General features: G+C 58.3%; 29 protein-coding genes and 1 other RNA gene. 20 read left to right on the top strand and 10 right to left on the bottom strand.

The features are described 5' to 3' along the window. Positions 1-18 precede the first annotated feature (18 nt). The 11 genes from ylqF to HNQ50_RS13345 all read left to right on the top strand — a co-directional run bounded on the left by ylqF (position 19) and on the right by HNQ50_RS13345 (position 10,225). Complete coding sequence (ylqF, locus tag HNQ50_RS13295) at positions 19-936, top strand: ribosome biogenesis GTPase YlqF (RefSeq protein WP_184101523.1); 918 nt, start codon at positions 19-21, stop codon at positions 934-936. Beyond that, positions 936-1,781 (top strand): cobalamin-binding protein, encoded by an 846-nt coding sequence (locus tag HNQ50_RS13300; RefSeq protein ID WP_246428723.1) that lies wholly within the window; start codon positions 936-938, stop codon positions 1,779-1,781. Before ylqF ends, HNQ50_RS13300 begins: the two co-directional genes overlap by 1 nt. Before the next feature lie 149 nt (positions 1,782-1,930). Next, positions 1,931-2,131, top strand: coding sequence for a hypothetical protein (locus tag HNQ50_RS13305; RefSeq protein ID WP_184101527.1), 201 nt, complete (start codon positions 1,931-1,933; stop codon positions 2,129-2,131). After that, positions 2,128-2,433 carry a cell division protein ZapA gene (locus HNQ50_RS13310; RefSeq protein WP_184101529.1) on the top strand — a complete coding sequence of 102 codons (306 nt, stop codon included), beginning with the start codon at positions 2,128-2,130 and terminating at the stop codon, positions 2,431-2,433. The genes HNQ50_RS13305 and HNQ50_RS13310 overlap by 4 nt, the downstream gene beginning before the upstream one ends. A gap of 35 nt (positions 2,434-2,468) precedes the next feature. After that, positions 2,469-2,649: non-coding RNA, 6S RNA (gene ssrS / locus HNQ50_RS13315), on the top strand. Between the two features lie 30 nt (positions 2,650-2,679). Next, on the top strand, positions 2,680-3,273 hold the full coding sequence (locus tag HNQ50_RS13320; protein WP_184101531.1) for a 5-formyltetrahydrofolate cyclo-ligase: 594 nt from the start codon (positions 2,680-2,682) through the stop codon (positions 3,271-3,273). A 222-nt stretch (positions 3,274-3,495) separates the two neighbouring features. Continuing rightward, on the top strand, positions 3,496-6,030 hold the full coding sequence (gene ptsP / locus HNQ50_RS13325; protein WP_184101533.1) for a phosphoenolpyruvate--protein phosphotransferase: 2,535 nt from the start codon (positions 3,496-3,498) through the stop codon (positions 6,028-6,030). 290 nt (positions 6,031-6,320) lie between these two features. After that, positions 6,321-7,850 carry a glucose-specific PTS transporter subunit IIBC gene (ptsG, locus tag HNQ50_RS13330; RefSeq protein WP_184101535.1) on the top strand — a complete coding sequence of 510 codons (1,530 nt, stop codon included), beginning with the start codon at positions 6,321-6,323 and terminating at the stop codon, positions 7,848-7,850. Between the two features lie 107 nt (positions 7,851-7,957). Continuing rightward, on the top strand, positions 7,958-8,152 hold the full coding sequence (locus HNQ50_RS13335) for a PspC domain-containing protein (RefSeq protein WP_184101537.1): 195 nt from the start codon (positions 7,958-7,960) through the stop codon (positions 8,150-8,152). Positions 8,153-8,227: 75 nt separating this feature from the next. Continuing rightward, on the top strand, positions 8,228-8,893 hold the full coding sequence (locus tag HNQ50_RS13340) for a glutathione S-transferase family protein (protein WP_184101539.1): 666 nt from the start codon (positions 8,228-8,230) through the stop codon (positions 8,891-8,893). A gap of 69 nt (positions 8,894-8,962) precedes the next feature. Continuing rightward, positions 8,963-10,225, top strand: a complete 1,263-nt coding sequence (locus HNQ50_RS13345; RefSeq protein ID WP_184101864.1) for an AmpG family muropeptide MFS transporter — start codon at positions 8,963-8,965, stop codon at positions 10,223-10,225. Positions 10,226-10,272: 47 nt separating this feature from the next. On the opposite strand, the gene HNQ50_RS13350 is transcribed toward HNQ50_RS13345, so the two are convergent. After that, entirely contained in the window at positions 10,273-10,533 is a 261-nt protein-coding gene (locus HNQ50_RS13350; RefSeq protein ID WP_184101541.1) for a hypothetical protein, read from the bottom strand. Further along, positions 10,530-11,309: an exodeoxyribonuclease III gene (locus tag HNQ50_RS13355; protein ID WP_184101865.1), complete on the bottom strand. Its 780-nt coding sequence runs from the start codon at positions 11,307-11,309 to the stop codon at positions 10,530-10,532. Before HNQ50_RS13355 ends, HNQ50_RS13350 begins: the two co-directional genes overlap by 4 nt. 209 nt (positions 11,310-11,518) lie before the next feature. Between HNQ50_RS13355 and pyrE the strand changes: the two genes are divergently transcribed. The 3 genes from pyrE (at position 11,519) to ppgK (ending at position 13,763) form a co-directional block, all read left to right on the top strand. Next, positions 11,519-12,166: an orotate phosphoribosyltransferase gene (gene pyrE / locus HNQ50_RS13360; RefSeq protein ID WP_184101543.1), complete on the top strand. Its 648-nt coding sequence runs from the start codon at positions 11,519-11,521 to the stop codon at positions 12,164-12,166. Positions 12,167-12,206: 40 nt separating this feature from the next. Continuing rightward, positions 12,207-12,794, top strand: coding sequence for a DUF4124 domain-containing protein (locus HNQ50_RS13365; protein WP_184101544.1), 588 nt, complete (start codon positions 12,207-12,209; stop codon positions 12,792-12,794). 192 nt (positions 12,795-12,986) lie between these two features. Beyond that, on the top strand, positions 12,987-13,763 hold the full coding sequence (gene ppgK, locus HNQ50_RS13370; protein WP_184101546.1) for a polyphosphate--glucose phosphotransferase: 777 nt from the start codon (positions 12,987-12,989) through the stop codon (positions 13,761-13,763). Between the two features lie 85 nt (positions 13,764-13,848). On the opposite strand, the gene HNQ50_RS13375 is transcribed toward ppgK, so the two are convergent. The 8 genes from HNQ50_RS13375 to ulaA form a co-directional block, all read right to left on the bottom strand. Further along, complete coding sequence (locus HNQ50_RS13375) at positions 13,849-14,679, bottom strand: Cof-type HAD-IIB family hydrolase (protein ID WP_221303171.1); 831 nt, start codon at positions 14,677-14,679, stop codon at positions 13,849-13,851. After that, positions 14,672-14,932 (bottom strand): HPr family phosphocarrier protein, encoded by a 261-nt coding sequence (locus HNQ50_RS13380; protein ID WP_184101548.1) that lies wholly within the window; start codon positions 14,930-14,932, stop codon positions 14,672-14,674. Before HNQ50_RS13380 ends, HNQ50_RS13375 begins: the two co-directional genes overlap by 8 nt. Continuing rightward, entirely contained in the window at positions 14,901-15,623 is a 723-nt protein-coding gene (locus HNQ50_RS13385) for an L-ribulose-5-phosphate 4-epimerase (protein WP_184101550.1), read from the bottom strand. Before HNQ50_RS13385 ends, HNQ50_RS13380 begins: the two co-directional genes overlap by 32 nt. Before the next feature lie 2 nt (positions 15,624-15,625). After that, complete coding sequence (locus tag HNQ50_RS13390; RefSeq protein ID WP_221303172.1) at positions 15,626-16,489, bottom strand: L-ribulose-5-phosphate 3-epimerase; 864 nt, start codon at positions 16,487-16,489, stop codon at positions 15,626-15,628. A gap of 5 nt (positions 16,490-16,494) precedes the next feature. Next, a complete protein-coding gene (locus HNQ50_RS13395) occupies positions 16,495-17,151 on the bottom strand; it encodes a 3-keto-L-gulonate-6-phosphate decarboxylase UlaD (protein WP_184101552.1) in 657 nt (218 codons plus the stop codon). Between the two features lie 69 nt (positions 17,152-17,220). Then, positions 17,221-17,676: a PTS ascorbate transporter subunit IIA gene (ulaC, locus tag HNQ50_RS13400; protein ID WP_184101554.1), complete on the bottom strand. Its 456-nt coding sequence runs from the start codon at positions 17,674-17,676 to the stop codon at positions 17,221-17,223. Positions 17,677-17,683: 7 nt separating this feature from the next. After that, a complete protein-coding gene (gene ulaB / locus HNQ50_RS13405; RefSeq protein ID WP_184101556.1) occupies positions 17,684-17,995 on the bottom strand; it encodes a PTS ascorbate transporter subunit IIB in 312 nt (103 codons plus the stop codon). Positions 17,996-18,063: 68 nt separating this feature from the next. Then, on the bottom strand, positions 18,064-19,443 hold the full coding sequence (gene ulaA / locus HNQ50_RS13410) for a PTS ascorbate transporter subunit IIC (RefSeq protein WP_184101559.1): 1,380 nt from the start codon (positions 19,441-19,443) through the stop codon (positions 18,064-18,066). Between the two features lie 152 nt (positions 19,444-19,595). Between ulaA and HNQ50_RS22365 the strand changes: the two genes are divergently transcribed. The 6 genes from HNQ50_RS22365 (at position 19,596) to HNQ50_RS13435 (ending at position 25,294) form a co-directional block, all read left to right on the top strand. Beyond that, positions 19,596-19,721 (top strand): hypothetical protein, encoded by a 126-nt coding sequence (locus HNQ50_RS22365; RefSeq protein WP_281386199.1) that lies wholly within the window; start codon positions 19,596-19,598, stop codon positions 19,719-19,721. Between the two features lie 71 nt (positions 19,722-19,792). Next, positions 19,793-20,857 carry an L-ascorbate 6-phosphate lactonase gene (gene ulaG / locus HNQ50_RS13415; protein WP_184101561.1) on the top strand — a complete coding sequence of 355 codons (1,065 nt, stop codon included), beginning with the start codon at positions 19,793-19,795 and terminating at the stop codon, positions 20,855-20,857. Positions 20,858-20,922: 65 nt separating this feature from the next. Beyond that, positions 20,923-21,678, top strand: a complete 756-nt coding sequence (gene ulaR / locus HNQ50_RS13420; RefSeq protein WP_184101563.1) for an HTH-type transcriptional regulator UlaR — start codon at positions 20,923-20,925, stop codon at positions 21,676-21,678. Between the two features lie 221 nt (positions 21,679-21,899). Further along, entirely contained in the window at positions 21,900-23,816 is a 1,917-nt protein-coding gene (gene mnmG / locus HNQ50_RS13425) for a tRNA uridine-5-carboxymethylaminomethyl(34) synthesis enzyme MnmG (RefSeq protein WP_184101565.1), read from the top strand. Between the two features lie 57 nt (positions 23,817-23,873). Continuing rightward, positions 23,874-24,500 (top strand): 16S rRNA (guanine(527)-N(7))-methyltransferase RsmG, encoded by a 627-nt coding sequence (gene rsmG / locus HNQ50_RS13430; protein ID WP_184101567.1) that lies wholly within the window; start codon positions 23,874-23,876, stop codon positions 24,498-24,500. A 5-nt stretch (positions 24,501-24,505) separates the two neighbouring features. Then, positions 24,506-25,294 carry a ParA family protein gene (locus HNQ50_RS13435; protein ID WP_184101569.1) on the top strand — a complete coding sequence of 263 codons (789 nt, stop codon included), beginning with the start codon at positions 24,506-24,508 and terminating at the stop codon, positions 25,292-25,294. Positions 25,295-25,320 lie beyond the last annotated feature (26 nt).

Genomic DNA, 25,320 nt, shown 5'->3' on the forward strand with positions numbered 1-25,320 from the left:
GACAGACAAGGACAGACGATGGCGATCCAGTGGTATCCAGGGCATATGAACGCTGCCCGCAAAGCGGTTGAAGAGACCATCGCCAAGGTCGATATGGTGATCGAGATCGTCGACGCCCGCTTGCCCCTTTCCAGCAGCAACCCGATGCTGGAACAACTGCGCAAGAGCCGCCAGCGTCCAGCGCTCAAGATTCTGAACAAGGCCGACCTGGCAGATCCCGCCCTGAACAAGGTCTGGCTGGAGTGGTTCAGCCAGCAGCCACAAACGGCATCGCTCTTGCTGGGCGAAGATACGCGCCATACTGGCGTGAAAAAAATCAGCCAGCTGTGCCGCAAACTCGTCCCCAACCGTACCGGTATGGAAAAACCCTTGCGTGCACTGATTGTGGGGATTCCTAACGTCGGCAAATCGACGATGATTAACACGCTGATGAACCGCAAGGTCGCCAAAGTGGCCGATACCCCGGGCGTCACCAAGCATCAGCAGCGGGTAGAAACGCCAGATGGCGTCATTTTGTATGACACCCCAGGGCTGCTTTGGCCACGGATCGAGCGTGAAGAGTCCGGTTTACGCCTGGCGCTGGCCGGTTCTGTGGGCCGCAACGCGTTTCATGAGACCGAGGTGGCCTGGTTTGGCGTGCAGACGTTCATCGAACGCTATCCGGAATTGATCAAAGCCCGCTTCAAGCTCAACGATCTGGACGGTGGCTTTGAAGCGGTGTTTGAAAAAATTGGCCGCAAACGCGGTGCGATCTTGCCTGGCGGCGCGCTGGATGAACAAAAAACGGCTGAGCTGATCCTGACCGAATACCGCAGCGGCAATATCGGGCGGATTACCCTGGAAACGCCCGCTGACTTCGCTGAAGCGCCCAAAGCAGCGCGCCAGACCGATTACACTGGCGGCAAAAAAGACCTGGACGAGGAAGAAGAAGCGTGATGCGTTTTGCTGTGTTGCTAGCGCTATTGCCCGCGATGGCGCTGGCCGCAGTTCAGGCTAAAGATGACAACGGCACGCTGGTGGAACTACCTCAACCTGCGCAAAGGGTGATTACCCTTGCGCCTCATGCCACGGAACTGGTGGCAGCGCTCAAGCCCGAGGCCATCGTCGCTGTAGATACGGCTAGCGATTACCCCGAAAGTGTGAAAAAACTGCCGAAAGTAGCCACTTTTCAGAGCCTGAATATCGAGGCCATCCTGGCGGCGCGGCCTGATCTGGTTGTGGTGTGGGAAAGCCAGGCGGTGAGCCAGTCGATCAGCCAATTGCAACGCCAGCATATTCCGGTATTTGTCAGTCGCCCGCAGACGCCGCAAGATGTCGCCTCCAGTTTGCGCAGACTGGGCGCTTTGCTGGGGCAAGATGCCAGGGCAGATGAACTGGCCAGTGCCCAGGAAGCACGCTACCGACAGTTGCTGGCGCAGTATCAACATGCCCGACCGGTACGGGTCTATTTGCAAGTCAGCGAAAATCCGCCGCTCAGTTTGTCGCGGCGCAGTTTTCTGGGGCAGATGCTGGCTGATTGCGGGGCGACCAGCCCTTATGCCAATGCCCGCGCGGAAGCACCGCAAGTCAGTACGGAGGCCGTGCTGGCGTTTGCGCCTGAACTGATGCTGACCACGGGTGAGCGCAAGACGCTGGATATGTGGAAGGCCTGGCCGCAAATACCCGCAATCAAGGCCAATCGGCTGGTTTCCTTGCGTTCGGACCAATATGTCAGGCCCGGCCCGCGTATGATTGAGGGAATGCAGAAAGTGTGCGAACAGATTGATGCGGTCCGCCACTGAGAGACGGGCGTGTTACGATTTATGCCAAAGCAATCGTTACGTAGATGTGCACAGTTGCACACCCGCGTTCGCCAGGCACGCAATCCGGGCAGCAACCAGGCCCGACTTATCATAAAATCCGGTAGAACTAAAAACCGCGTTGGGTCGACATGGACGCCGAACTCGCCACTCTTGAAGAAAAAATTCACTCGCTGGTGCGCATCGTGACTGCGTTGCGCAGCGAAAATCACGCGCTGCGCCAGGAAATCCTGGCTTCTGGCCGTGAAAACCAGCAACTTGTCAGCAAGCTTGATGAGACCAAAACCCGCGTCGCCGCGTTGATCGAGCGTTTGCCTGAGGAAGAGGAATGAGCCAGATCAAGCAGCTCGATGTATCGATCATGGGCCGGGATTTTCGTATTGCCTGCCCCGATGACGAGGAAGAAACCCTCTTGCAGGCTGTTGACGTCCTCAATGGCAAAATGAACGAGATCCGCGAGGGTGGCAAAGTCATTGGCCTGGAGAAGATCGCCATCATGGCGGCGCTCAACATTGCGCACGAATATCTGCATGTCAAAGCAGGCGGTTTTGACATTGGCGCATATCGGCGTAGAATTACGGACATGAACGCAACGGTGGATGCGGTGCTCAAGGGACAGTCAGAGCTGTTCTAGCTAACCGGGCACATGCCGCGCCACCTGCGACGATTGCTTTCCTGCGGTGTTCGACTACGGTTCTAATTTCCTTGAACCTAGCTTAACCTTCGGTCGCCAGCCACGAAGCGCCTGTTGTGAGCATTCCTTCGTTGAATGCACCTGATGGCGCACGGCCGGTGGCCCCTTGAACCTCCGGGTTCAGGATATGAACCGACCGGCACTCGCGGGAAGCCCCTTTCTTTGCCCAGCGCACCTTTCCAGATCATGGATCAAGAAAAAACCGCGCTGCGGCAAACCTTGCGCCAGCGCCGTTCCGCGCTGGCGTTGTCATTTCGGCGCGAAGCCAGCCTGTCCATCATGCAGCGGGCCACGACCGCCAGATTGTTGCGCCGTGGTCAACGCGTCGCCGTCTATGTCTCCATGGCGAGTGAAATCTCAACCTGGCCGCTGATTCTCAAAGCGCTGCAAGCCGGTTGCCAGGTGTTTTTGCCAGTCGTACCACGCCATGGCCGGCAAATGCACTTTGTCCGCTATGACCACACCAGTCGCTGGCAACGCGATCATTATGGTATTCCCTACCCCGTGCATGAACAGACTTGCCGACCGCAAGATCTGGATGTAGCCTTCGTCCCCCTTTTAGGGTTCGACGCACAACTGGCGCGTCTGGGACAGGGCGGCGGTTATTACGACACCACCTTCAGGTTTCGTCGTCTGCGGCAAAAATGGCGGAAACCGCGGCTTGTCGGGCTTGCCTACGACTGCCAGCAGGTGGACCGTTTGCCAGTCGCCACATGGGATTTGCGGCTTGATGAGATCATCACCGAAGCACGTCTTGTACGCCCCCAGATAGCCGGCTGATCAACTGTTTGCGTTGTCATGCGGGCCAAATCATGACGTTGTCGTGAATTCTTCACATCATGACAATGGGAAAAATTTCACTGATACGGCGCGCGCGAAGCTCTACACTACGATCAGTGTCGAACTCCGGAACAGGAAAACCTGCCGGCCTGGCTTATGCCATGCCGGCTTTGCTGTACCCGGAATATCGAAAAAAGTCAGAAAAAACCAGAGGTTGCCAAGATGTCGAATAAAACCGTGGAATTGATCGCCCCCCTGTCTGGGCTGTTTGTGCCGATTGAAGCTGTTCCCGATCCGGTGTTCTCGCAGAAAATGGTGGGAGACGGCGTCTCGATTGACCCGACTTCCAACGTGTTGCAGGCACCCGCCGCGGGCAAGATCACCCAGCTTGCTTCGACATTTCACGCGCTCACATTGACCACGATCGACGGTTTGCAGATCTTGCTGCATATCGGCCTTGATACGGTCATGCTCAAAGGCGAAGGTTTCCGCCCGCTGGTCAAGGAAGGCGATACCGTCACCGTTGGCCAGCCGCTGATTGAATTCAACGAGTCGGTCATTGCGGCACATGGCAAGAGCTCCATGACCGAGATCGTGATCGCCAATGGCGATATGGTGGCCAGTTTGCAACCGGCTCGTGGCTTTGCGCATGCTGGCAAGACTGTCGCCCTGACCGTGACACTGGTGGGCGATTTCGCTGCCGCTGAAACAACTGCAGCGCCCGCCGGCAATATTTCTGACGCCATTCGTGTTCCAAACCCGACCGGCCTGCATGCGCGCCCGGCCGCAGTGGTTGCCAACACCGCCAAAACCTTCAAGTCCGACATCAAACTGGTCCGCGGTGGCGAAGAAGCCAATGCCAAATCCGTGGTCAGCATCATGGGTCTGGAAGTCCAGAACAACGACGAAATCCAGATCAAGGCCACCGGTGTTGATGCCGCGGAAGCCATCAAGGCGCTGGTGGAGTTGATCCGCTCCGGTTCTGGCGAAGATTGCGGCGCTGCCGCCTCGCCGACCGCCGCACCCAAGCCGGTTGCCGTTCCGCGCCCTGCCCCCAAGGCTCATTCGGAAGACCCGAATGTATTGCTGGGTGTCTCTGCCTCGCCAGGTCTGGCGGTCGGGCAGATTTTCCAGGTGCGCCAGGAAGTGATCGAGGTTCGTGAAGCCGGTGATAATCCGCAACTGGAGCGTCGCCGCCTTGAAGACGCGCTTAAAGAAGCTCGTCAGCAACTGGAAGGTCTCAAGGCCGAGATCAGCGACGCATCCAAGGCAGAAATTTTCTCTGCTCACCAGGAATTGCTGGCCGATCCGGAATTGCTGGATCTGGCGTTGTCCGCCGTCTCTGCCGGCAAAAGCGCGCCGTTTGCCTGGAAACAGGCCTTTACGACATACGCTGACAAACTGGCCAGGCTCAAGAATGAACTGCTGGCTGGGCGTGCCAACGACATCCGGGATATTGGCCGCCGCGTGTTGCGCCTGTTGACCGGCGTGAAAGAAGCCGCGCTGGAAGTACCCGATAACGCCATTCTGATTGCGGAAGAGCTGACCCCGTCTGATACCGCCAGTCTTGATCGCAACAAGGTACTGGGTTTTGCCACCACCGGTGGTGGCGCTACCAGCCACGTGGCTATTCTGGCCCGTTCGCTCAATATTCCGGCCATCTGTGGCATCGAAGAAGCGGTGCTGGAGCTGGCGAATGGTACCAATGTGATTCTGGACGGCACCAAGGGTAGCCTGCGCAAGAATCCGTCCGAGGCGGAAATTCAGGATATTCGCGCTCGTCAGGCCACTCTGGCTAAAAAACGCGATGAAGAACTCGCCGCAGCGGGCCAGGCCGCAATCACGACGGATGGCGTCCATATCGAGGTGGTGGCCAATATCGGTGGGCTGGAAGACGCCCAGCAATCGGTCACTCTGGGCGGGGAAGGCGTCGGTCTGCTGCGTTCCGAGTTCCTTTATCTGGAGCGCACCGATGCGCCAACCGAAGAAGAACAGACCAAAATCTATGGTGATATCGCCAAGGCACTCGGCACCGAGCGCACTTTGGTGATTCGTACGCTGGATGTCGGTGGTGACAAACCGCTGCCGTATCTGCCCATGCCGGCTGAAGAAAACCCGTTCCTTGGTGTGCGCGGTATTCGTCTGTGCCTGGCCGCACCTGAAATCCTGCGTACCCAGGTGCGCGGCATTCTGCGCGCTGCGCCGTACAGCAAGCTGCACATCATGTTCCCGATGATCGCCTCGCTGGAAGAAGTCCGTGAAGCGAAGAAGATCGTGGCCGAAGAAAGAGCCGCGTTGGGCGTCACCGCTGATGTGAAGGTCGGCATCATGGTGGAAGTACCCTCCACGGCCGTCATGTCTGAAATCTTCGCTCGCGAGGTGGATTTCTTCTCGATCGGTACCAACGATCTGACTCAGTACACCCTGGCGATGGATCGCGGCCACCCGAAGCTGGCTAAACAGGCTGATGCATTACACCCTGGCGTGTTGCGCCTGATTGCCATGACGGTCAAGGGTGCCCATGCGCATGGCAAATGGGTGGGTGTGTGCGGCGGGATTGCCTCTGATCCGCTGGCTGTCCCGGTGCTGCTGGGTATTGGCGTGGATGAGCTTTCGGTCAGTGTACCGGCCATCCCGGCCATCAAAGCCATGGTGCGCAAACTGAACAAAGCCGAATGCCAGAAGCTGGCGACTGAAGTATTGCAGATGGGCACCGTGGCCGAAGTGCGCGCGCGCCTGTCTGGCCTTGTCGATTGATGTACGGGTGGGCCTGCCTTTGGGTGGGCCCGTTATTGGTGGAGTAGTTGATAAAAAGACATGCCGGAAAACAGGGAAACGACCAGTCCAGCGGTTGTTTTTCGGCGTGAATAAGTCACAAAGCAGTCCCCTTACCCTGTTGATAGGGGGGACGCCGTATTTGGTACAGCCTGCCATAAAGAGCAGAATCGCCCCGCTGGAAAATAAAGCATTTTCATAAACAGTGACGAGTGCCGTCTGCACCCTGCCGGGTGTGGCGCGGGTGTCGTCCTAGGGCAAGGAAAGTCATCATGTTCAAACAGGCGTTCGCCGTTCTGCAAAAGATCGGCAAGGCATTGATGTTACCGGTGGCCGTGTTGCCGGTGGCAGGTTTGCTGCTGGGCATTGGCAGCTCCAATTTTTCGTTTATTCCAGATGTAGTCAACCATGTGATGGCCCAGGGCGGCGGCGCGATTTTTGGCAACCTGCCCATCATCTTCGCAGTCGGTGTAGCGCTGGGTCTGGCAGAGAATGACGGTGTTGCCGCCATTGCAGCCGTGGTGGGGTTTGTGGTGATGGTGGCCACAATGGGCGTGATGGCACAGTTCTTCGGCATTGAGCCGGCAACCGTGCTGGGCATGAAGTCGATGGAAACCGGCGTGTTCGGCGGGATTATCATCGGTGCCGTCGCCGCGACCCTGTTCAACAAGTACTACCGCATCCAGTTGCCGCAATACCTGGGCTTCTTTGCCGGTAAGCGCTTTGTGCCGATCGTGACCGGTGTTGCCGCCATTTTTGTGGGCGTGATCCTGTCCATCATCTGGCCGCCGATCCAGCACGGTATTGACGTGTTCTCGCACTGGGCTGCTGCCAGTGATCCGCGCACCGCGGCCACGGTGTACGGTTTTGTTGAGCGTCTGCTGATTCCGTTTGGTTTGCATCACATCTGGAACGTGCCGTTCTTCTTCGAAATCGGTAACTTCACTAACTCTGCAGGTCAGGTTGTCCACGGTGATATCAACCGCTTCTTCGCGGGTGACACCACTGCCGGTATCCTGTCGGGCGCCTTCCTGTTCAAGATGTTCGGTCTGCCGGCCGCCGCTTTTGCCATCTGGCACACTGCCAAGCCGGAAAAGCGCGCCATGGTGGGCGGTATCATGATCTCCGCCGCGTTGACCTCGTTCCTGACCGGTATTACCGAGCCGATCGAGTTCTCGTTCCTGTTCGTGGCGCCGGTGCTGTACGGTATTCACGCGGTACTGGCTGCATCCACCCAGTTTGTGGCGAACACCCTGGGTATGCACATGGGCTTCACCTTCTCGCAAGGTGGTATCGACTTCTTGCTGTTCAACGTGTTTGCCAATAACCCGGCTGCGCAACATTGGGCCTACGTGCTGATCCTCGGCCCGATCTATGCTGCGATCTACTACGTCGTGTTCCGTTTCGCCATTGTTAAACTGAACCTGAAAACCCCAGGTCGTGAAGATGATGAACCGGTTGCCGCTGTCGCGACTCCGGTTGCTGGTGGCGCTGCAGTGGGCGTTGCCGCAACGGCAGATTCGGTCAGTGCCAGGCTGATTGCGGCTGAACCGCGTTTTGCCTTTGCTTCCAAGCTGGTGACCGCGTTTGGTGGCCCGGAAAACATCAAGGGTCTGGATGCGTGTATCACGCGTCTGCGTATTGCCGTGGATGATCCGGCCAAGGTGGATCAGGCCAGCCTGAAGGGTCTGGGTGCTGCAGGCGTGATGATGGTTGGTAATGGTGTTCAAGCGGTATTCGGCACCAAATCCGACAACTTCAAGACAGACATGGATGAATACCTGAAGAAGGGCGGCCGCTGATTCTTGCCGGCAGCAACAAATCGGGTAAAGTGCTTTAGTCGCACTTGATCCAGACAAACCGGAACGGGCGTGTACATCACGCCCGTTTTTATTTTTGTGGAGACCTGATGGAAGAGAAACGCATGCGGCGCAGCCGCCATAACAAATGGGTTGCCGGTGTCATTGGCGGGATGGGGGATTACCTGAGCATCAGCGCAGACAAGCTGCGGATTGTGTTCATTCTGCTGTCGATCTGCGTGGCCGGTTTTCCGGGACTGATCCTGTATCTGATCTTGTGGTTCCTGATGCCGACCGAAGAGTAAGCCGTTTTTGCAGTTTGCCCTTGCACAAGAGCCATGGCGTCGCCAACTCCCAGACAGTTACCCAAGGAGCCGGCGATGTCTCAACCTCATTTGCATCTTGTCAGTTTTGACCTGTGCCCGTTTGTGCAACGGGCCATCATCACGCTGCTGGAAAAAGGCGTGCCGTTCGAGCGCACGTACATTGATCTGGCCAACAAACCAGACTGGTTCCTGAAACTCTCTCCCACCGGCAAAGTGCCGATCCTGCAAGTCGATGACCACGTATTGTTCGAATCAGCGGTCATTGCAGAATACCTGGATGAAGTCTACGCGCCGCAGCTACACCCGGCCGATCCACTGACCCGTGCGCAACATCGGGCCTGGATTGAATACGCGTCAGGCATGCTGGGGGCGCTGTGGCAGTTTTATACTGCGGTCGACATCGAGGCGCTGGACAAGGCGCGTGCCGATATCGAGAACCGGCTGGCCTGGCTGGAGCCCGCGGTCAGCGCGTCCGGACCGTATTTTGCCGGTGAGCAGTTTTCGCTAGTCGATGCCGCTTTTGGACCGGTATTCCGGTATTTCCCGGTGCTGGAAGCCATGGCGGAACAGGGCTGGTTTGCCGCAACGCCGCGGATTGCCGCCTGGAGCAACGCCTTGCTGACTCATCCCTCCGTGATTAACGCCGTCAAGCCAGGCTATGCGGAAAACCTGCGTGGCTTTATCCGCAGCAAAGGTGGGGTGCTGGCCGCACGCGCCTGATTCATGCTGATGCGCGCACCGGCGGGTTGCGGTAAGGTAGCGCACCCGCCACCACCCACCTGCGCACCCATGAGTACCCCGGACTGGAAACAACTGCTGTTCACTCGCCGCATGGCCATCTGCCTGGTTTCCGGCTTCAGCTCGGGGTTACCACTTTACATCCTGATCAACCTGGTACCGGCGTGGCTCAAGAGCGAGCATGTTGATCTCAAAACCATCGGTTTTTTTGCGCTGATCCAGTTTCCGTACACCTGGAAATTTGTCTGGTCGCCGCTGATGGATCGCTTCTCCCTGCCGCATCTGGGCCGGCGCCGTGGCTGGATGTTGCTGACCCAATGTGTGCTGCTGGCCATCATTGCCGGCACCGGCCTGTTCAGCCCGACGCTGGATATCTGGACCATCGTCACCTTTGCCGGATTGCTGGCCTTCTTTAGTGCCAGTCAGGACATCGTGCTGGATGCCTATCGCCGGGAAATCCTGAGCGAAGTGGAGTTGGGCCTGGGGAACTCGGTCTTTGTGAATGCCTACCGCATTGCCGGTCTGGTGCCGGGGGCGTTGTCGTTGATTCTGGCGGATCACCTGGCGTGGTCGCAGGTGTTCTTGTGTACGGCACTGTTCATGCTGCCCGGGGTGATCCTCACCTTGCTGGTCAAAGAGCCGCACTTGAGTCGCCCGCCCGCGACCTTGCGTGAGGCCGTAGTCGAACCCTTTCACGAGTTCATGACCCGCCACGGCTGGCAAACCGCGTTGCTGATTCTGGGATTCATTTTTTTGTACAAGCTGGGCGACAGCATGGCCACCGCGCTGGCCACGCCGTTTTATCTGGACCTTGGATTCAGCAAAAGCCAGATTGGCTTGATCGCCAAAAATGCCGGTTTGTGGCCGAGTGTCATTGGTGCGCTGCTGGGGGGGATCTGGATGATCAAGCTGGGCATCAATCGGGCACTGTGGTTGTTCGGGCTGGTCCAACTAGGCTCGATTCTGGGTTTTGCGTGGCTGGCCGGCAGGGGGGCTGATCCGCTGGCGCTAGCTGCAGTCATCAGTTTTGAAGCGCTCGGCGTCGGCCTGGGCACTGCGGCCTTCACCGCCTTTATCGCCCGCACCACCCATCCGCGCTATACCGCCACCCAGTACGCCTTGTTTACCAGTCTGGCGGCGGTGCCGCGTACGGTTTTCAATTCCATGACTGGTGTATTGGTCAGCCATTTGGGCTGGCAGATGTTTTTCTGGGTCTGCGCGCTGCTAGCCATTCCGGGCATGCTGCTGTTGTTTAAAGTGGCACCGTGGAATGCCCAAGTGCCCCAGTCCACGCAGCCGGCAAAGCCGGCATGAAAAAAAGCCACCCGACCGGGTGGCTTTTTGTTTGACAGGCAGACCTGTCAGCTTTGCCGGCGCCACTGTGCCAGGCCATAAGCAATGCACAACAAGCCGATCAAGCCCTCGCCCATGGCCCATAACTGCCAGGCATATCCGTCACCCATCCAGGCATTGGCCACGCGCAAAAAATAAGCGCACGCTCCGTTGCTGGTGTCGGTACAACTATGGCGATTGAGCCAGTCCCACAGCGCCACGCCGACAAAACCCGCCCCCACCGCAAAGGCGGGGATTGCTTTGGCGCGTGGTGTCAGTTCATCACTCATGGCGCGGTGTAGTCGTAATCGACCACCAATGGCGCGTGATCAGAGAACTTGATGTCTTTGAAGATACTGGCAGACTTGAGCTTGCCGGCCAGCGAGGCGGAGACGATGTGGTAATCAATGCGCCAACCCACATCCTTGGCATAGGCCTGACCCCGGTTGGACCACCACGTATAACCTGGCGCTTCCGGATAAAGCGTACGCCAGGCATCAACCCAGCCCTGCTCTTCAAACAGTTTGCCAATCCACGCGCGCTCTTCCGGCAGAAAACCGGAATTCTTCAGATTGCCTTTCCAGTTTTTCAGATCCAGTTCGCGGTGGGCAATGTTCCAGTCACCCACCAGCACAATGTCGCGGCCGTTTTTGGCCAGTGTGGCCAGGTGGTGCCAGAAGCGCTCCATGAAGGCGAACTTGACGGTCTGGCGCTCTTCACCGCTGGAGCCGGAGGGCAGATAGACCGACACGACGGACAGATTGCCAAAGTCCGCCTGGATGTAGCGGCCTTCGACATCGATATCGTCAATCCCCAAGCCAATGACCACATTATCTGGCTTGGTGCGGCAATACAGGCCCACACCGCTGTAGCCTTTTTTCTCGGCACAATGAAAATAGCCGTGCATGCCCGCGGGGGTGCGCATGGCATCGGTCAGGTCACCGTCTTGCGCCTTGAGTTCCTGCAGGCCGATAACATCCGCGTTCTGGTGGGGCAGCCACTCGAAGAAGCCTTTGTTGGCCGCAGAGCGAATACCATTGAGGTTGGCAGAGATGATGCGCAAGATCGAGTCCTCGTCGGGTTCAGGGTGATACAGAGTCGCCTCACCCGGCTCGGGGCGGGCATAATATGCTGTTTTTTGTCACCGGGGTTACGAAATGCGGCAGTACAGTGGCATAAAAAAGCCCGTACCCCGCCGTACCGCCAGAAATAATCGAAAGTTCTCTTTTACCAGGCCCAGAGCGCTTTCTATCGTTATAAGGAGGCAGTTTTAATATGTCCGATTTCCGCCGGGAATTCATCGAATTTGCTGTGGCACAGAATGTGCTGGGTTTTGGCGAGTTTATCACCAAAGCCGGGCGTGCCTCGCCGTACTTTTTTAATGCCGGATTGTTCAACAACGGCGCTTCGCTGGGCAAGCTGGCCGGTTTTTATGCCAAGGCCGCCGTGGCCGCCGGGATCGAATTCGACGTCCTGTTCGGGCCGGCTTACAAGGGCATCGTGCTGGCTGCTGCAACCTCCGTGGCACTGGCGCAAGCCGGCCGGGATACCCCGTTTGCTTACAACCGCAAAGAAGCCAAGGATCACGGCGAGGGCGGTGTATTGGTGGGCGCGCCACTGAAAGGGCGTGTGCTGATTATTGATGACGTGATTTCCGCCGGGACCTCCGTGCGTGAATCCGTCGCCATGATTCGTGCTCATGGCGCCGAGCCTGCGGGCGTGCTGATTGCGCTGGATCGTATGGAGCGCGGCACCGGGGCGCTCTCCGCAGTACAGGAAGTCGAGCAGCAATATGGCATTCCGGTTGCGCCGATTGCCACGCTTGATGATTTGATGGGTTATCTGGAAAACACACCAGGTATGACCGAGAACCTGAAAAAGGCCGCGGCGTACCGGGCACAGTACGGGATTCGCCAGGCCTGACACCGCGCAGACTGGCAAACCCGGATATTTGAGGAAAACAATGAAGTATTCCGGTTTGCCGGTCGCACTGGCGTTCTTGCTGGTGGCCGTATCGGCGCAGGCCCAGCTTTATCGCTGGGTAGATGACAATGGTCAGGTGCAATACAGCGACAAGCCGCCCGTCACCGGCCCCAAAAAAGGGGTATCGGAACTGGATTCGCAAGGCATCGTCCGCAAAGCCCCGGCCCAGCCGCTCAGCCCTGAAGAAAAGGCGAAGCAGGAGGCGGATCGCACTCAGGCCGTGGATCGTGAGCGGCGCGACCGGGCGCTGTTGCAGTCTTTCTCCAACACCCACGAAATTGATGTGCTGCGTGATCGCCAGATCGAATCGGTGCAGGGCGTGATCCAGACCAACGCGTTGCGTCGTCAGTCCTCCGAGGCGAAGCTGGAGCGGTTGAACAAACAGGTTGAGCTTTTCAAAAAGCGTGGCAAGGAACCACCGGCGGACCTCGCAGGTGAGGTTGCTGCTGCGCAAAAAGAAATCGCTGATATCAATGCCGATACCCAGGCCAAACAGGTGGCCATCCAGTCCATTCGCCAGCGTGCCGAAGACGATAAAAAGCGTCTGACGGAACTCCTCGCCAGGTAAAGTGCGCCCGGCAAAGCGTTGTATTTACTGTGCCAGGGTGTTTACCCAGCTTGACTTTGACCACCCAGACGTTAAATTCCGGGGTGCTTGCGTGCCCGACCTTTGTGGTCGGCGCCGACACCTGATGGCGTTGGCGGATTCGATTGCACGCTTTGACATTTATTTCTGATTTGGCAACACGACGGAGTCAACATGGCCAATGCAGCAAACGGGCCCAAAATTGTTTTGGGGATTGATATCGGCGGTACCGGCATCAAGGGTGCTCCGGTCAATGTTGAAACCGGTGAGTTGACCGCAGAACGCGCGCGTTACGATACGCCGCAGCCCTCCACCCCGGAAAACGTGGCTGCGGTTGTGCGCCAGATGGTGGATCACTTCAACTGGAAGGGTCCGATTGGCTGTACCTTCCCGGCGATTGTGCGCAATGGTGTGACCTTGTCTGCTGCCAACGTGGACAAGTCCTGGCTGAATGCCCCAGCAGAGCAAATCCTGACTGATGGTGTGGGCCAGCCGCTCAAGCTGTTGAACGACGCGGACGCGGCCGGTCTGGCCGAGCAAACCTTTGGCGCTGCCAAGGGCCAGATGGGCAAAGTGCTGGTGGTGACACTGGGTACCGGTATCGGCACCGCTTTGATCGTTGATGGCAAGTTGATTTCCAACACGGAATTCGGCCATCTGATCTACCCGAAAGACACCATTGCCGAGAAGTATTGCTCTGGCAAGGTCAAGGATGACCTTGATCTGAAGTGGAAGGACTTCAACCCGCGCCTGAACGGCTATCTGCAACATCTGGATCTGCTGCTTTCGCCGGACCTCGTCATCATTGGCGGCGGTATCAGCAAGAAGCATGAGAAGTTCATTCCGGAAATGACCGGCATCCGTTTTGAAGTCGTGGCCGCGACCCTGCAAAATGACGCCGGTATTGTCGGCGCCGCGCTGGAAGCCGCCTACACCTACGGTGTACTGTAAGTCGGTAGTTAGGGGAGGTTGCCCTGCTGGCTAAAAAACAAAACCTGCGCAGGCAGGTTTTGTTTTTTCCGGAGCGCCCTCTGACTCAGTTGTACAAGACGTCCCGCAACAGCGCGGCAATCCCGCCTTCATCATTGCTGCCGGTTACGCGCCAGGCGCTGGCTTTGACCTGATCCGCCGCATTGCCCATCGCCACGCCCATGGCGGCCCAACGCAACATCGAAATATCGTTGTGCTGATCGCCAAATGCCATCACCCGCGAGGCGGGAATACCCTGGCTGGCGCAATAGGCAGCCAGTCGCGCCCCTTTGCTGTTGCCTGCGGCAACCATATCCACCCGGTTGTGCCAGGACCATTCGCAAGAGAGGTGCTTGTGCAAATCCGCCGGCATTTGCGCCATGGCCAATTGCAAGATCGCCGGGTCCGGGTGAGAGGCCACGATTTTCCAGATACACGCAGCCTGCTCAATCGCGGTACCGATCTTGCCAACCCGGATATCCGGGGCAATGGCCGGTGGTAATTGGCCTGCCCAGGTTTGCAGACCTGCCACGTGCGCATTGGCGGCAGAAGCGATCATGGCGTCATCAACGTACAGCAGCATGTGCAGTTGATGTGCTGCGCACCAATCGGCCAGCGCTTGTGCCAGCCCGGGCGCCAGGCCAGATGCGGCCAGCGCGCGGTTTCCGGCAAAGTCATACAGGCAGGCGCCGTTGCAGCAAATAGCGGGCAGCCCTGGCAGCTGCTGGTGAAATGGCCGCGCCATGATGTGATGGCGGCCAGTCACCAGCATGATCCGCACCCCGGCCGCACGGGCCCGGGTCAGCGCCGCAAGGCTATCGGCGCGGATCTGGCCCTGACTGTTAAGCAACGTGCCATCCAGATCCAGAGCGATCAATGCCGGCAGCATCTCAGCCATGCGTAACCCCGAAGAGCTCGCGGACCTGGCGGACGGCGTCGGCCGCGTCTTCCCCCTCGGCCAGGATGGTGACTTCATCACCCTGCACAATCCCCAGACCCATCAGCTTGATCAGGTTGGTGGCTGGTGCGCTTTTGCCGGCGCGCTGCAGCAGGATTTCTGCCTTGAGCGTGCGTGCAAGTTGTACCAGGCTGGCCGCCGGGCGGGTGTGCAGACCGGCTTCATCGGTAAATACAAATGTTTCGCTGTGCATGAGTGTGTCCTTGGCCGTAATAAGCGTCAGGGCCGTGTTTGCGGCTGAAGTGTTTGTCAGACAGCGCGGAGGCAATGCGCTGCTGGCCGGGGTTGATGCCGATGGCCAGTTGCGCCATATGGGCGACTTCTTCCAGTACCACTGCGTTGTGCGCGGCCTCGGCGGCATCCTTGCCCCAGGTGAATGGACCGTGCTGTTGGACGACAATGCCCGGGCAATGCAAAGGGTTCGCCTCGCCCAGCGTTTCCAGGATGACCTTGCCGGTATGGGCTTCGTATTCGTCGCGGATTTCGGTTGGGGTCAGACCCCGCGTACAGGGAATGTCGCCATGAAAATAATCCGCGTGCGTGGTGCCCAGGGCTGGAATGGCACAACTGGCCTGGGCCCAGGCGGTGGCATAGGTCGAGTGCGTGTGGACCACCCCGCCAATCCCCGGCCACGCACGGTACAGTGCCAGGTGCGTGGGGGTGTCTGAGGAGGGTTTGTAATGGCCGTCGATCACCTTGCCGAACAGATCGACCACTACCATGTCTTGCACCGTCATGGTCTCGTACGGCACGCCGCTGGGTTTGATCACCACCAGACCGCGTGTGCGATCAATGCCGCTGACATTGCCCCAGGTGAAGGTCACAAGGCCGTGGGCCGGTAACGCCATATTGGCTTCAAAAACCTGCTGTTTGAGCTGCTGCATGATTACGCTCTCCCTTCGTCGACCGGCAAGCCGGCTGCACGCATGCGTGCCAGTACCCAGTCCCGTGCTTCGCGGCAGGCCAGAGCGGGATCGGCACTGTGTTCGCCGCTCCACATTTCAATCAGCCAGGCACCGCGATAACCGCTTTGCCACAGCCAGCGAAAACAGGCCTCGAAATCCACAATGCCCTCGCCAAAGGGCACATTCTTGAACTTGCCGGGCCGGGTGTCCTTGACGTGGATCGCAGCGATGCGACCGCGCCCGGCCATGATTTCCAGTTCCACGTCGTTATCCCAGGCGCTGAGGTTGCCGATATCGGGGTAGAGCTGAAACCAGGGGCTATTGAGTGCTTCGGCGTAACCCAATGCCTTGCTGATGGAATTCATCAATGGGGTGTCCATGATTTCCATTGCCAGCGTGACCTGGGCACGCGCGGCCCAGGCCACGGCTTGCTGCAGCCCCTGCCTGAAACGCGCGCGGGTGCGGGCATTACCAGGTTGGTAGTACTCGTCGTAGCCGGCCAGCTGGATCGTGCGGATACCGGTATCGGCGGCGAAGTTAATGGCTTTGCGCATCAGTTCGAGGCCGTGTTCGCGCACCGCATCATCTTCACTGCCCAACGGAAAACGCCGGTGGCCAGAAAAGCACATGGAGGGCACGCGCAAGCCGGATTCCAGCACCGCATTGGGAAAAGCGCGGCGCTCGGTGATGGACCAATCCAGCCGGGCCAGGCGTGCGTCGGTTTCGTCGACGGACATTTCCACGAAGTCAAAACCCAACTCCCGCGCCACAGCCAGCCGTTCTGGCCAGTTGTGGTGCAGCGGCAGGGCTTTTTCGTAAATCCCCAGGGGGACTGCAGGCAACATGATGCTTACCCCCAAAGTGCAGCAATGCGCTCGCGGAAAGCCAGGGCGGCGGCGGCGGGATCTGCCGCATCGCGGATCGAGCGGCCGGCAATAAACACGTGGATGGGGATGGCCTTGAACAGCGGCAGGTCTTCCAGCGCCAGGCCACCTGTCACGGTTACCTTGAAACCCATATCGGCCAGGCGCCGAATGGCGCTGATATCCGCCTCGCCCCAGTTCTGGCCGGCGGCCTGCGCGTCGCGTGCGCGGTGATACACCACCTGACGGATGCCGGCCTCGTACCAGGCTGCGGCTTGTTCCCAAGTCCAGTAGCCGGTGAGTTCGACCTGAACGTCACCGCCGTATTCGCGGGCGGTTTTGAGAGCGCCTTTCACCGTGTTGATGTCTGCACAGCAAATGACGGTGATCCAGTCGGCTTTGGCTTCAAAACACATTTTGGACAGAATCAGCCCGGCATCGGCAATTTTGGCATCGGCCAGCACGATCTTGTCCGGGTACAGCGCTTTCAGTTCTGACACGGCGCGCACGCCTTCGGCCACGCACAAGATGGTGCCGACTTCGATCACATCGACCGCATGAGCCACCAGCCGGGTGCTTTTGAAAGCATCGGCCATAGACTGGTTATCAAGGGCAATTTGCAACATGGGCAGGGAACGGGGCATGACAAGTCTCCTTGCACGCGGCTCAATGGCCGCGCGGCAATATCACTGGATTGAGAAGCGGGAAAAGGATTAGTGGGTCTGGTCGAGCACGCGTAGTACGTCATCGACCGTGCGGCATGCACGTAGCTGCTCAAAGCTGTCGGCTTGATCAAACAACGTAATCACCTGCATCAGGCCAACCTCGTTGTGGGCCCTGGCATCGACCGCAGCCAGCGTGATCAGCAAATCCACCGGGTCGTTATCCGCATGGCCAAATCGCACGGGCTCTTTGAGCGTGACCAGGGCAAAGCCATTTTGCAGCACACCGTATTCGGGTCGGGCATGCGGCATGGCCAGGCCAGGTGCCAGCAAGAAATACGGCCCCAGCTCGGCCACATTGGCCAGAATGGCGTCGTAATACGCTGGGGTGACTACGCCGGCGGTTTCCAGCCGTTGCGTGCCAAGGGCCACGGCTTCTTGCCAGGTATTGGCGTGCCCTTGCAGCACAATGCTGTTGTGTTGAACCAGAGAGTCCCTGAGTTTCATGGTCGCCTCACGCTTTGAGTGCGCCAGGGAAGTGGGCGTTGATCACCTCCATGAGCTTGGGACCAAAATCGGCGGCCGAGAGCATGTTGCGCACCCCGATCACGTACTTGCCTTGCGGGGCTGCGATATTGGCAGCCAGTTGTTCTGCGGCAACCACAATGTCGTAACTGGCAAACTCTGCCTTGGCCTCACTCACCGCGCAGCTGTGCATCTTGTGATCCACCTTCTGCGAAGTCAGAAACTGACCGATTTTCAGCTTCATGATCATGGAACTGCCCTGACCACAGCCACAAACCGACAACACACGTACTGTACTCATGCTGGACTCCTGACGTTTTAGGATGGGCACGCGGTGCGCGCCCATGTAGATAAACAGGTGGGAAATAATCAGGCGATGGCGTCTTCTTCGCGGCGCAGGGTGCGGCCGGCCAACACCATATAGAGCACTGACAGCGCAATCACGGCGCCAAAGAACCACCAGCCCCAGTGCATGCCTTGCATGAAGAGCGGGTAAATGGTGGCCCAATCGGCCATGCCCAACTGGCCCATGCTCATGCCGGACAGGCGTACACCCCAGGCGGTGCCCAGAATTTCCAGTACGCCGGCGGCGAAGCAGATCACTGCAGCGGCTTTCCAGCCGCCAAAGTGGTTGGCGTAGATGCCAATGGTGGCGTTAGAGAAAAAGAGCGGAATAAAGCCGGGAATCACCATCACCGGGGAGCCAAAGACCAACAGGCCCAGCACCGCCAGGAGCTGGCCAAACGCACCCCAGACAAAGCCCCAGACCACCGCATTGGGCGAGAACGAGAACAGCGCGGCGCAATCAATCGCCAGGACGGCGCCAGGCATCAGCTTCATGGAAATGCCGGCAAACGACTCGGTCAGTTCGGCCACAAACATGCGTACGCCCTGCACGATGATCACGATGGCGACGGCAAACATCATGCCGGTCTGCACGATGTAAAGCGTCCAGTGGGTTTTTCCGGCCATGGTTTGCAGGTTATCCAGACCCAGCGAGATCAGGATGCCGCCAAAGAACAGCGTCATGATGATGGCGGTCGCGACAATGTTGTCCTGGAAGATGGACAACCAGCCCGGCAGTTTGAGGTGTTCTACACTGTCTTCGCGACGGCCCAACAGCGGGGCGGCTTTGGCTGCGGCCCAAGAGGCAAACTGCTGCTGATGGCCAATCGAGAAACCACCCCCTTCAGAAATTTCATCCGTCATCTTGTAGATGATGTTGGACCCGATCGCCCAGTACAGCGCCGTGATGACAGAGGCACAGATGATGGTGGTCCACATGCCGGTATGCATCTGCAGCATGAAGAACGCCACAATCACGCCTGCGCCCTGAAACATGATGTGGCCGGTAAGAAATACCGTGCGGATACCCGTGACGCGCCGTGCCAGCACAAAGATCACATTCAGCAACAGGGCAAACAGCACGGTATAACCCACCCAGGCGTAGGCATCGCCCAGTGCGTCAATGGTGGCGACCATGCCGGCGTAGGGGTCGGCAACGGTGCCGGTCAGTTGGTAGACCTGTGCCAGCCGGGTGACGATCGGCTTGAAGGTGCTCACCAGCACGCCGGCCCCGGCCTGCAACAGCATGAAGCCGACGATGGTCTTGATGGTGCCCTTGATCACCACGTCCGCCGGTTTGCGCAGCAACAGATAGCCGAGCATGGTCACCAGCCCGAGCAAGAACTCGGGGCGGGATAACACCTGGCTGTAGAACACGTAAAAGATCTTGTATACGGCGTCCATGAATGCCGTTCTCCTGATTTGTCGTCGGTGGTTTTGCGCAATGGGTCGGCGCATGAGCTACACGCTACCTCGACAAAATGATCAAATACAATCAATAGTGATCATAAAATGCGAGATGCTTGATCCTGGGTAAAAGATTTCAGATCGCGTAAATGCGAATTGGGCAATGTGCACGCTGGCAGGCGGAATTGGCGGTAACCAGCGGTAGCCGGGCTGGTTTTGATCTGGCGCAGATCAGTGTGGAGATGATCGGTGTGATGGCGGTGGCTTATGGTTAACTTGATTTTAAGTGATCAAATGTGATCAAAACGAATCATGAAATCCACCAACCGATCAACAAGGAACACCTATGAGTAAAGTCGAACAGATCACGCGGGAATCCTGGATTCTCAATACTTTCCCGGAATGGGGTACCTGGCTGAACGAAGAGATTGAAGCCGAGCAAGTCGCGCCTGGCAGCTTTGCCATGTGGTGGCTGGGCTGCACCGGCATCTGGCTCAAGAGCGAAGGCGGCGCCAATCTGTGCGTGGACTTCTGGTGTGGCACCGGCAAGCACACCCATGCCAAACCCCTGATGAACAAACAGCACCAGATGCAGCGCATGGCGGGCGTGCTGAAACTGCAACCCAATCTGCGCACCACCCCGTTTGTGCTGGACCCGTTTGCCATCAAACAGATCGACGCAGTGCTCTCCACGCATGATCACAATGACCATATCGATGTGAATGTGGCCGCCGCCGTACTGAAAAACTGCCCGGACACAGTGCCCTTCATTGGTCCCAAGGCCTGCGTGGATTTGTGGATCAGTTGGGGCGTACCGGCCAGCCGCTGTATCACGGTCAAACCCGGAGATGTGATCCGGGTGAAGGATGTGGAAATCCTGGCGCTGGATTCCTTTGACCGCACCGCGTTGATCACGCTGCCGGCGGGCGAAACCGCCGCGGGCAAAAACCCGGATGGCATGGACCTGCGTGCGGTGAACTACCTGTTCAAGACACCAGGCGGCACGCTCTACCACAGCGGTGACTCGCATTACTCCAACTACTACGCCAAACACGGCAACGACTACCAGATTGACGTTGCCCTGGGTTCATACGGTGAGAACCCGCGCGGCATTACCGACAAGATGACCAGTGCGGACATCTTGCGTATGGGTGAATCGCTGAACGCCAAGGTGGTGATTCCGTTTCACCACGATATCTGGTCCAACTTCCAGGCCGATCCGCAGGAAATCCGGGTGCTGTGGGAGATGAAACGGCATCGGCTGAACTACGCGTTCAAGCCCTTTATCTGGCAGGTGGGTGGCAAATTTACCTGGCCGCAAGACAAGGACAAGCTGGAGTACCACTATCCACGCGGCTTTGATGATTGTTTTGCCATTGAACCCGATCTACCGTTCCGGTCCTTCCTGTAATGGGGAGAGTGGCGCTGGTATGATGCAAAACAATCAAAAATGCGCAATACCGCGCCACTCATCACATGACTGAACGTCAACGCCACCACGCCATCCTTGCCCTTCTGGCCGAGCAATCGCCGGTCAGCGTGCATGATCTGATTGCGCGCATTGGCATGTCGCCCGCCACCGCGCGGCGTGATCTGCACAAACTGGCGCAGGCAGGCCAGCTATTGAAGGTGCGCAATGGCGCGGAGCGGATTGACGCTGGTTCTCCGGCGGCACCGTGGCTGCCGCTGGACCTCAGGAACACCCCGCATCTGGATGCCAAATACCGCATCGCCCGTGAGGCTGCCACGCTGCTCAGCCCCGGCGACAGTGTCGTGATCAATTGCGGGTCAACTGCCTTTTTGCTGGGTCAGCAGTTGTGCGGCCGGCCGGTCCAGTTGATCACCAATTATTTCCCGCTAGCCAGTTATCTGGTCAGTCATGATCACGCGGACCTTATCCTCATGGGCGGCCAGTATGATCACAGCCAGGGCATTACCATTGGTGACGATCAGTCGTTACGTTATGCCGCGCGCTGGATGTTCACCTCTGGCTCTGGTCTGACTGCCGACGGCCTTTACAAAGCCAACATCATTACCGCGCTCTCTGAACAAAAAGTCATGCGCGGTGCCAGCAAACTGGTAGTGCTGGCCGATGGCAGCAAGGTCGGGCAAGGCAGCGGCATGCTGTTTGCGGCTGCGAGCGACATTGCCATGTTGATTACCAGCACCGACGCTGACGCGGCCACAGTCGCCGCATTGCGGGCGCGCGGCGTTGAAGTACGGCAGGTGTAGGCGGCGTCGTTTCTGCGTGAATACGCGCGCAGGTTCTGCCGCGTAACAAGTCCGGTCGCGAAGCTGGCCGGGAAACTGGCGCACCTCTTCTCGCACAAGTCCCTGTTTTGCCGTAGAATATTGCCCCTTGGTGGGTACCCCACAATGCGGTTGATGTTCGGAATGCCAGTTGCAGCGGGTACCCCTTGTGCAAATAGATAGACCAGCAGCAGAGAACCCCCATGCTTTACCCAACTCGTTATGACGTAATCGTTGTCGGCGGCGGCCATGCCGGAACGGAGGCCGCCCTGGCGGCTGCGCGTATGGGGCGCAAGACATTGCTGCTGAGCCACAATATTGAAACGCTGGGCCAGATGAGCTGCAACCCGTCGATTGGCGGCATTGGCAAGGGCCATCTGGTTCGCGAAGTCGATGCGCTGGGCGGCGCGATGGCGCTGGCGACAGATATGGGCGGCATCCAGTTTCGCACGCTCAACTCATCCAAAGGCCCGGCGGTGCGCGCTACGCGTGCGCAGGCAGATCGCATCCGCTACAAGGCGGCGATCCGCGACATGCTGGAAAACCAGCCCAACCTGGATCTCTTCCAGCAAGCCGTCGATGACCTCACGCTGGATGGCGACCGTGTCACCGGTGTGATCACGCAGATCGGTATCCGTTTTGAAGCCAGCGCGGTGGTGCTGACTGCCGGCACGTTCCTGAATGGCAAGATCCACGTCGGGCTGGAAAACCATACCGGCGGGCGTGCAGGCGACCCGGCGTCAGTGACGCTCTCGCACAAGCTGCGTGAACTCAACTTGCCGGTCGGCCGCCTGAAAACCGGCACACCGCCGCGTATTGATGGCCGCACCATTGATTTTTCCGTACTGGAAGAACAACCGGGCGATACGCCGGAGCCGGTGTTCTCCGTGCGCGGCAATGTGGGCATGCACCCCAAGCAACTGCCGTGCTGGATTGCCCACACCAACTTGAAGACGCACGAGATCATCCGTTCCGGGTTTGATCGCAGCCCCATGTTTACCGGCAAGATTGAAGGGGTCGGCCCGCGTTATTGCCCGTCGATTGAAGACAAGATCAACCGTTTTGCGGACAAAGACAGCCACCAGATTTTTCTGGAGCCGGAAGGTCTGGATACCAATGAGTACTACCCAAACGGAATCTCTACCAGCTTGCCGTTTGATATCCAGATTGCTGCCGTGCAATCGATCAAGGGGCTCGAAAACGCGCGCATCCTGCGTCCGGGCTACGCGATTGAGTACGACTATTTTGATCCGCGTGGCCTGAAGTCCAGTTTTGAAAGCAAAGCAATCACCGGCCTCTTTTTTGCGGGCCAGATCAATGGCACCACCGGTTACGAAGAAGCGGCGGCGCAAGGCCTGTTTGCCGGTCTGAATGCCGCCCTGTTTGTGCGTGATGAAGCCCCGTGGTTGCCTGGCCGGGATACCGCTTACCTGGGGGTGCTGGTCGACGATCTGGTCACCCGTGGCGTGACCGAGCCCTACCGTATGTTTACCAGCCGCGCCGAGTACCGCTTGCAACTGCGCGAAGACAACGCCGACCTGCGCCTGACCGAAGCCGGTCGCAAGATGGGGCTGGTGGGTGATGAACAATGGGCGCTGTTCAGCCGCAAGCGTGATGCCATTGATGCCGAGATGAACCGGTTGAACAGCACCTGGGTGAACCCGCGGGTGCTGGATGCGCATGATGCCGAACGCGTTTTGGGTAAGGCCATCGAACGTGAATACACGCTGGCCGAGTTGCTACGTCGCCCGCAAGTGACCTACGCCGACCTGTTGAGCATGGCCGCTGCACAGCCCAAAGAAGGTGAAGCCGCTGTGACTGATCCGCTGGTGGCTGAACAGGTTGAAATCCAGGTTAAATATCAGGGTTATATCGAACGGCAACAATCGGAAGTGGCCAAGCGCGATACACTGGAAGACTTCCGCTTGCCTGACAGCCTGGATTACCGTGAGGTGATCGGCTTGTCGATCGAGGTGCAGCAAAAGCTCAACAAGCACCGGCCCGAGACCGTGGGCCAGGCAGGACGCATCTCCGGCGTTACCCCGGCGGCGATTGCCCTCTTGCTGGTGCACCTCAAGAAAAAACAGTGGCTCGGGGACGATGCTGGCAAAGCCGCTTGATCGTCCAGGGCTCAACAGAACAAATAATCAAACATATATATATAAAGAATTCCGCTCATGAACGATGCGCTCAATGCTGGTCTTGCCACGCTGGGTATCCCGCTGGACGAGGCACAGAAACAAAAGCTGCTGGATTACGTAGGCCTCCTGGGTAAATGGAACAAGACCTACAGCCTGACCGCCATCCGCGAACCGGAGCGGATGGTGCCCCACCATTTGCTCGATTCGCTGGCACCGTTGTCGGCGTTTCCGGCTGAGTCCCATGCCCGTATTCTGGATGTCGGCTCCGGTTTTGGTACGCCAGGTATTCCGCTGGCGATTGCCCGGCCAGACTGGCAACTGACCTTGCTGGATTCCAACCACAAGAAAACCACCTTCCTGCGTCAGGCGTTGCTGGAACTGCAATTGCCCAACGTCACGGTCGTGAGTGATCGCGTTGAGGCCTACCACCCGGAGGCGCCGTTCAACGTCATCACCTCGCGGGCATTTGCCGAACTCTCCGAGTTTATCAAGCTGACCCGCCACTTGCTGGCGAAAGGCGGCAACTGGGCTGCACTCAAAGGCGTGTATCCTTATGAGGAAATTGCGCTGCTGCCCAAAGATGTGGTGGCGACTGAAGTGAAACAACTGCAAGTGCCCGGCCTTGAAGCCGAGCGTTGCCTGGTATTGATCAAAGAGGTGTGAGTTTCATGACGCGTGTGCTAGCGATTGCAAACCAGAAAGGCGGTGTGGGCAAGACCACGACAGCGGTCAATCTGGCTGCCAGCCTGGTGCATCTGGGCAAACGCGTCCTGCTGGTTGACCTTGATCCCCAGGCCAACGCCACCATGGGTTCCGGCGTGGACAAAGGCAAGGTTGACGCCACCGTGTACAGCTTGCTGATTGGTCAGGCGCCGATTGGTGAAGTGCTGGTCAGATCGGAAAACGGCGGCTTTGATCTGTTGCCGGCCAATCGTGATCTGGCCGGTGCAGAAGTAGAACTGGTCGAAGCTGACGCGCGTGAATCCCGCCTGAAAAAGGCGCTGGGTGAAATCGCCGGCAACTATGACTTTGTGATTCTGGATTGCCCGCCTGCGCTCAACCTGTTGACCCTTAATGGCCTGGTGGCGGCCGATGCGGTGATGATCCCCATGCAGTGCGAGTACTACGCGCTCGAAGGCCTGTCTGACCTGGTGAACACGCTGCGGCGGGTTAAACAGAACCTGAATCGGCGCATCGAGATCGAAGGCCTGTTGCGTACCATGTTCGACCCGCGCTCGACACTGGCGCAGCAAGTGTCCGACCAACTGGTCAAGCATTTCACTTCCAAGCTCTATCACACCGTGATTCCGCGCAACGTGCGCCTTGCCGAAGCGCCCAGCTATGGCCGCCCCATCCTGTCGTATGACAAGACCTCCAAGGGCGCACAAGCGTATTTGCAGCTCGCCGAAGAACTATTGGCGCGGCATAATCCGGTCGATGCTGCGCAGCCGGTTTGACCGCTACGCCTTCCTTTGCTCGCCAG

The sequence above is a fragment of the Silvimonas terrae genome (genome assembly GCF_014202765.1).
GTDB lineage: Bacteria > Pseudomonadota > Gammaproteobacteria > Burkholderiales > Chitinibacteraceae > Silvimonas > Silvimonas terrae.

Coding starts and splice junctions, on each gene's coding strand:
- ylqF (WP_184101523.1), top strand. CDS start 19: ATGGCGATCCAGTGGTATCCAGGGCATATGAACGCTGCCCGCAAAGCG.
- HNQ50_RS13300 (WP_246428723.1), top strand. CDS start 936: ATGCGTTTTGCTGTGTTGCTAGCGCTATTGCCCGCGATGGCGCTGGCC.
- HNQ50_RS13305 (WP_184101527.1), top strand. CDS start 1,931: ATGGACGCCGAACTCGCCACTCTTGAAGAAAAAATTCACTCGCTGGTG.
- HNQ50_RS13310 (WP_184101529.1), top strand. CDS start 2,128: ATGAGCCAGATCAAGCAGCTCGATGTATCGATCATGGGCCGGGATTTT.
- HNQ50_RS13320 (WP_184101531.1), top strand. CDS start 2,680: ATGGATCAAGAAAAAACCGCGCTGCGGCAAACCTTGCGCCAGCGCCGT.
- ptsP (WP_184101533.1), top strand. CDS start 3,496: ATGTCGAATAAAACCGTGGAATTGATCGCCCCCCTGTCTGGGCTGTTT.
- ptsG (WP_184101535.1), top strand. CDS start 6,321: ATGTTCAAACAGGCGTTCGCCGTTCTGCAAAAGATCGGCAAGGCATTG.
- HNQ50_RS13335 (WP_184101537.1), top strand. CDS start 7,958: ATGGAAGAGAAACGCATGCGGCGCAGCCGCCATAACAAATGGGTTGCC.
- HNQ50_RS13340 (WP_184101539.1), top strand. CDS start 8,228: ATGTCTCAACCTCATTTGCATCTTGTCAGTTTTGACCTGTGCCCGTTT.
- HNQ50_RS13345 (WP_184101864.1), top strand. CDS start 8,963: ATGAGTACCCCGGACTGGAAACAACTGCTGTTCACTCGCCGCATGGCC.
- HNQ50_RS13350 (WP_184101541.1), bottom strand. CDS start 10,533: ATGAGTGATGAACTGACACCACGCGCCAAAGCAATCCCCGCCTTTGCG.
- pyrE (WP_184101543.1), top strand. CDS start 11,519: ATGTCCGATTTCCGCCGGGAATTCATCGAATTTGCTGTGGCACAGAAT.
- HNQ50_RS13365 (WP_184101544.1), top strand. CDS start 12,207: ATGAAGTATTCCGGTTTGCCGGTCGCACTGGCGTTCTTGCTGGTGGCC.
- ppgK (WP_184101546.1), top strand. CDS start 12,987: ATGGCCAATGCAGCAAACGGGCCCAAAATTGTTTTGGGGATTGATATC.
- HNQ50_RS13375 (WP_221303171.1), bottom strand. CDS start 14,679: ATGGCTGAGATGCTGCCGGCATTGATCGCTCTGGATCTGGATGGCACG.
- HNQ50_RS13380 (WP_184101548.1), bottom strand. CDS start 14,932: ATGCACAGCGAAACATTTGTATTTACCGATGAAGCCGGTCTGCACACC.
- HNQ50_RS13385 (WP_184101550.1), bottom strand. CDS start 15,623: ATGCAGCAGCTCAAACAGCAGGTTTTTGAAGCCAATATGGCGTTACCG.
- HNQ50_RS13390 (WP_221303172.1), bottom strand. CDS start 16,489: ATGTTGCCTGCAGTCCCCCTGGGGATTTACGAAAAAGCCCTGCCGCTG.
- HNQ50_RS13395 (WP_184101552.1), bottom strand. CDS start 17,151: ATGCCCCGTTCCCTGCCCATGTTGCAAATTGCCCTTGATAACCAGTCT.
- ulaC (WP_184101554.1), bottom strand. CDS start 17,676: ATGAAACTCAGGGACTCTCTGGTTCAACACAACAGCATTGTGCTGCAA.
- ulaB (WP_184101556.1), bottom strand. CDS start 17,995: ATGAGTACAGTACGTGTGTTGTCGGTTTGTGGCTGTGGTCAGGGCAGT.
- ulaA (WP_184101559.1), bottom strand. CDS start 19,443: ATGGACGCCGTATACAAGATCTTTTACGTGTTCTACAGCCAGGTGTTA.
- HNQ50_RS22365 (WP_281386199.1), top strand. CDS start 19,596: ATGCGAATTGGGCAATGTGCACGCTGGCAGGCGGAATTGGCGGTAACC.
- ulaG (WP_184101561.1), top strand. CDS start 19,793: ATGAGTAAAGTCGAACAGATCACGCGGGAATCCTGGATTCTCAATACT.
- ulaR (WP_184101563.1), top strand. CDS start 20,923: ATGACTGAACGTCAACGCCACCACGCCATCCTTGCCCTTCTGGCCGAG.
- mnmG (WP_184101565.1), top strand. CDS start 21,900: ATGCTTTACCCAACTCGTTATGACGTAATCGTTGTCGGCGGCGGCCAT.
- rsmG (WP_184101567.1), top strand. CDS start 23,874: ATGAACGATGCGCTCAATGCTGGTCTTGCCACGCTGGGTATCCCGCTG.
- HNQ50_RS13435 (WP_184101569.1), top strand. CDS start 24,506: ATGACGCGTGTGCTAGCGATTGCAAACCAGAAAGGCGGTGTGGGCAAG.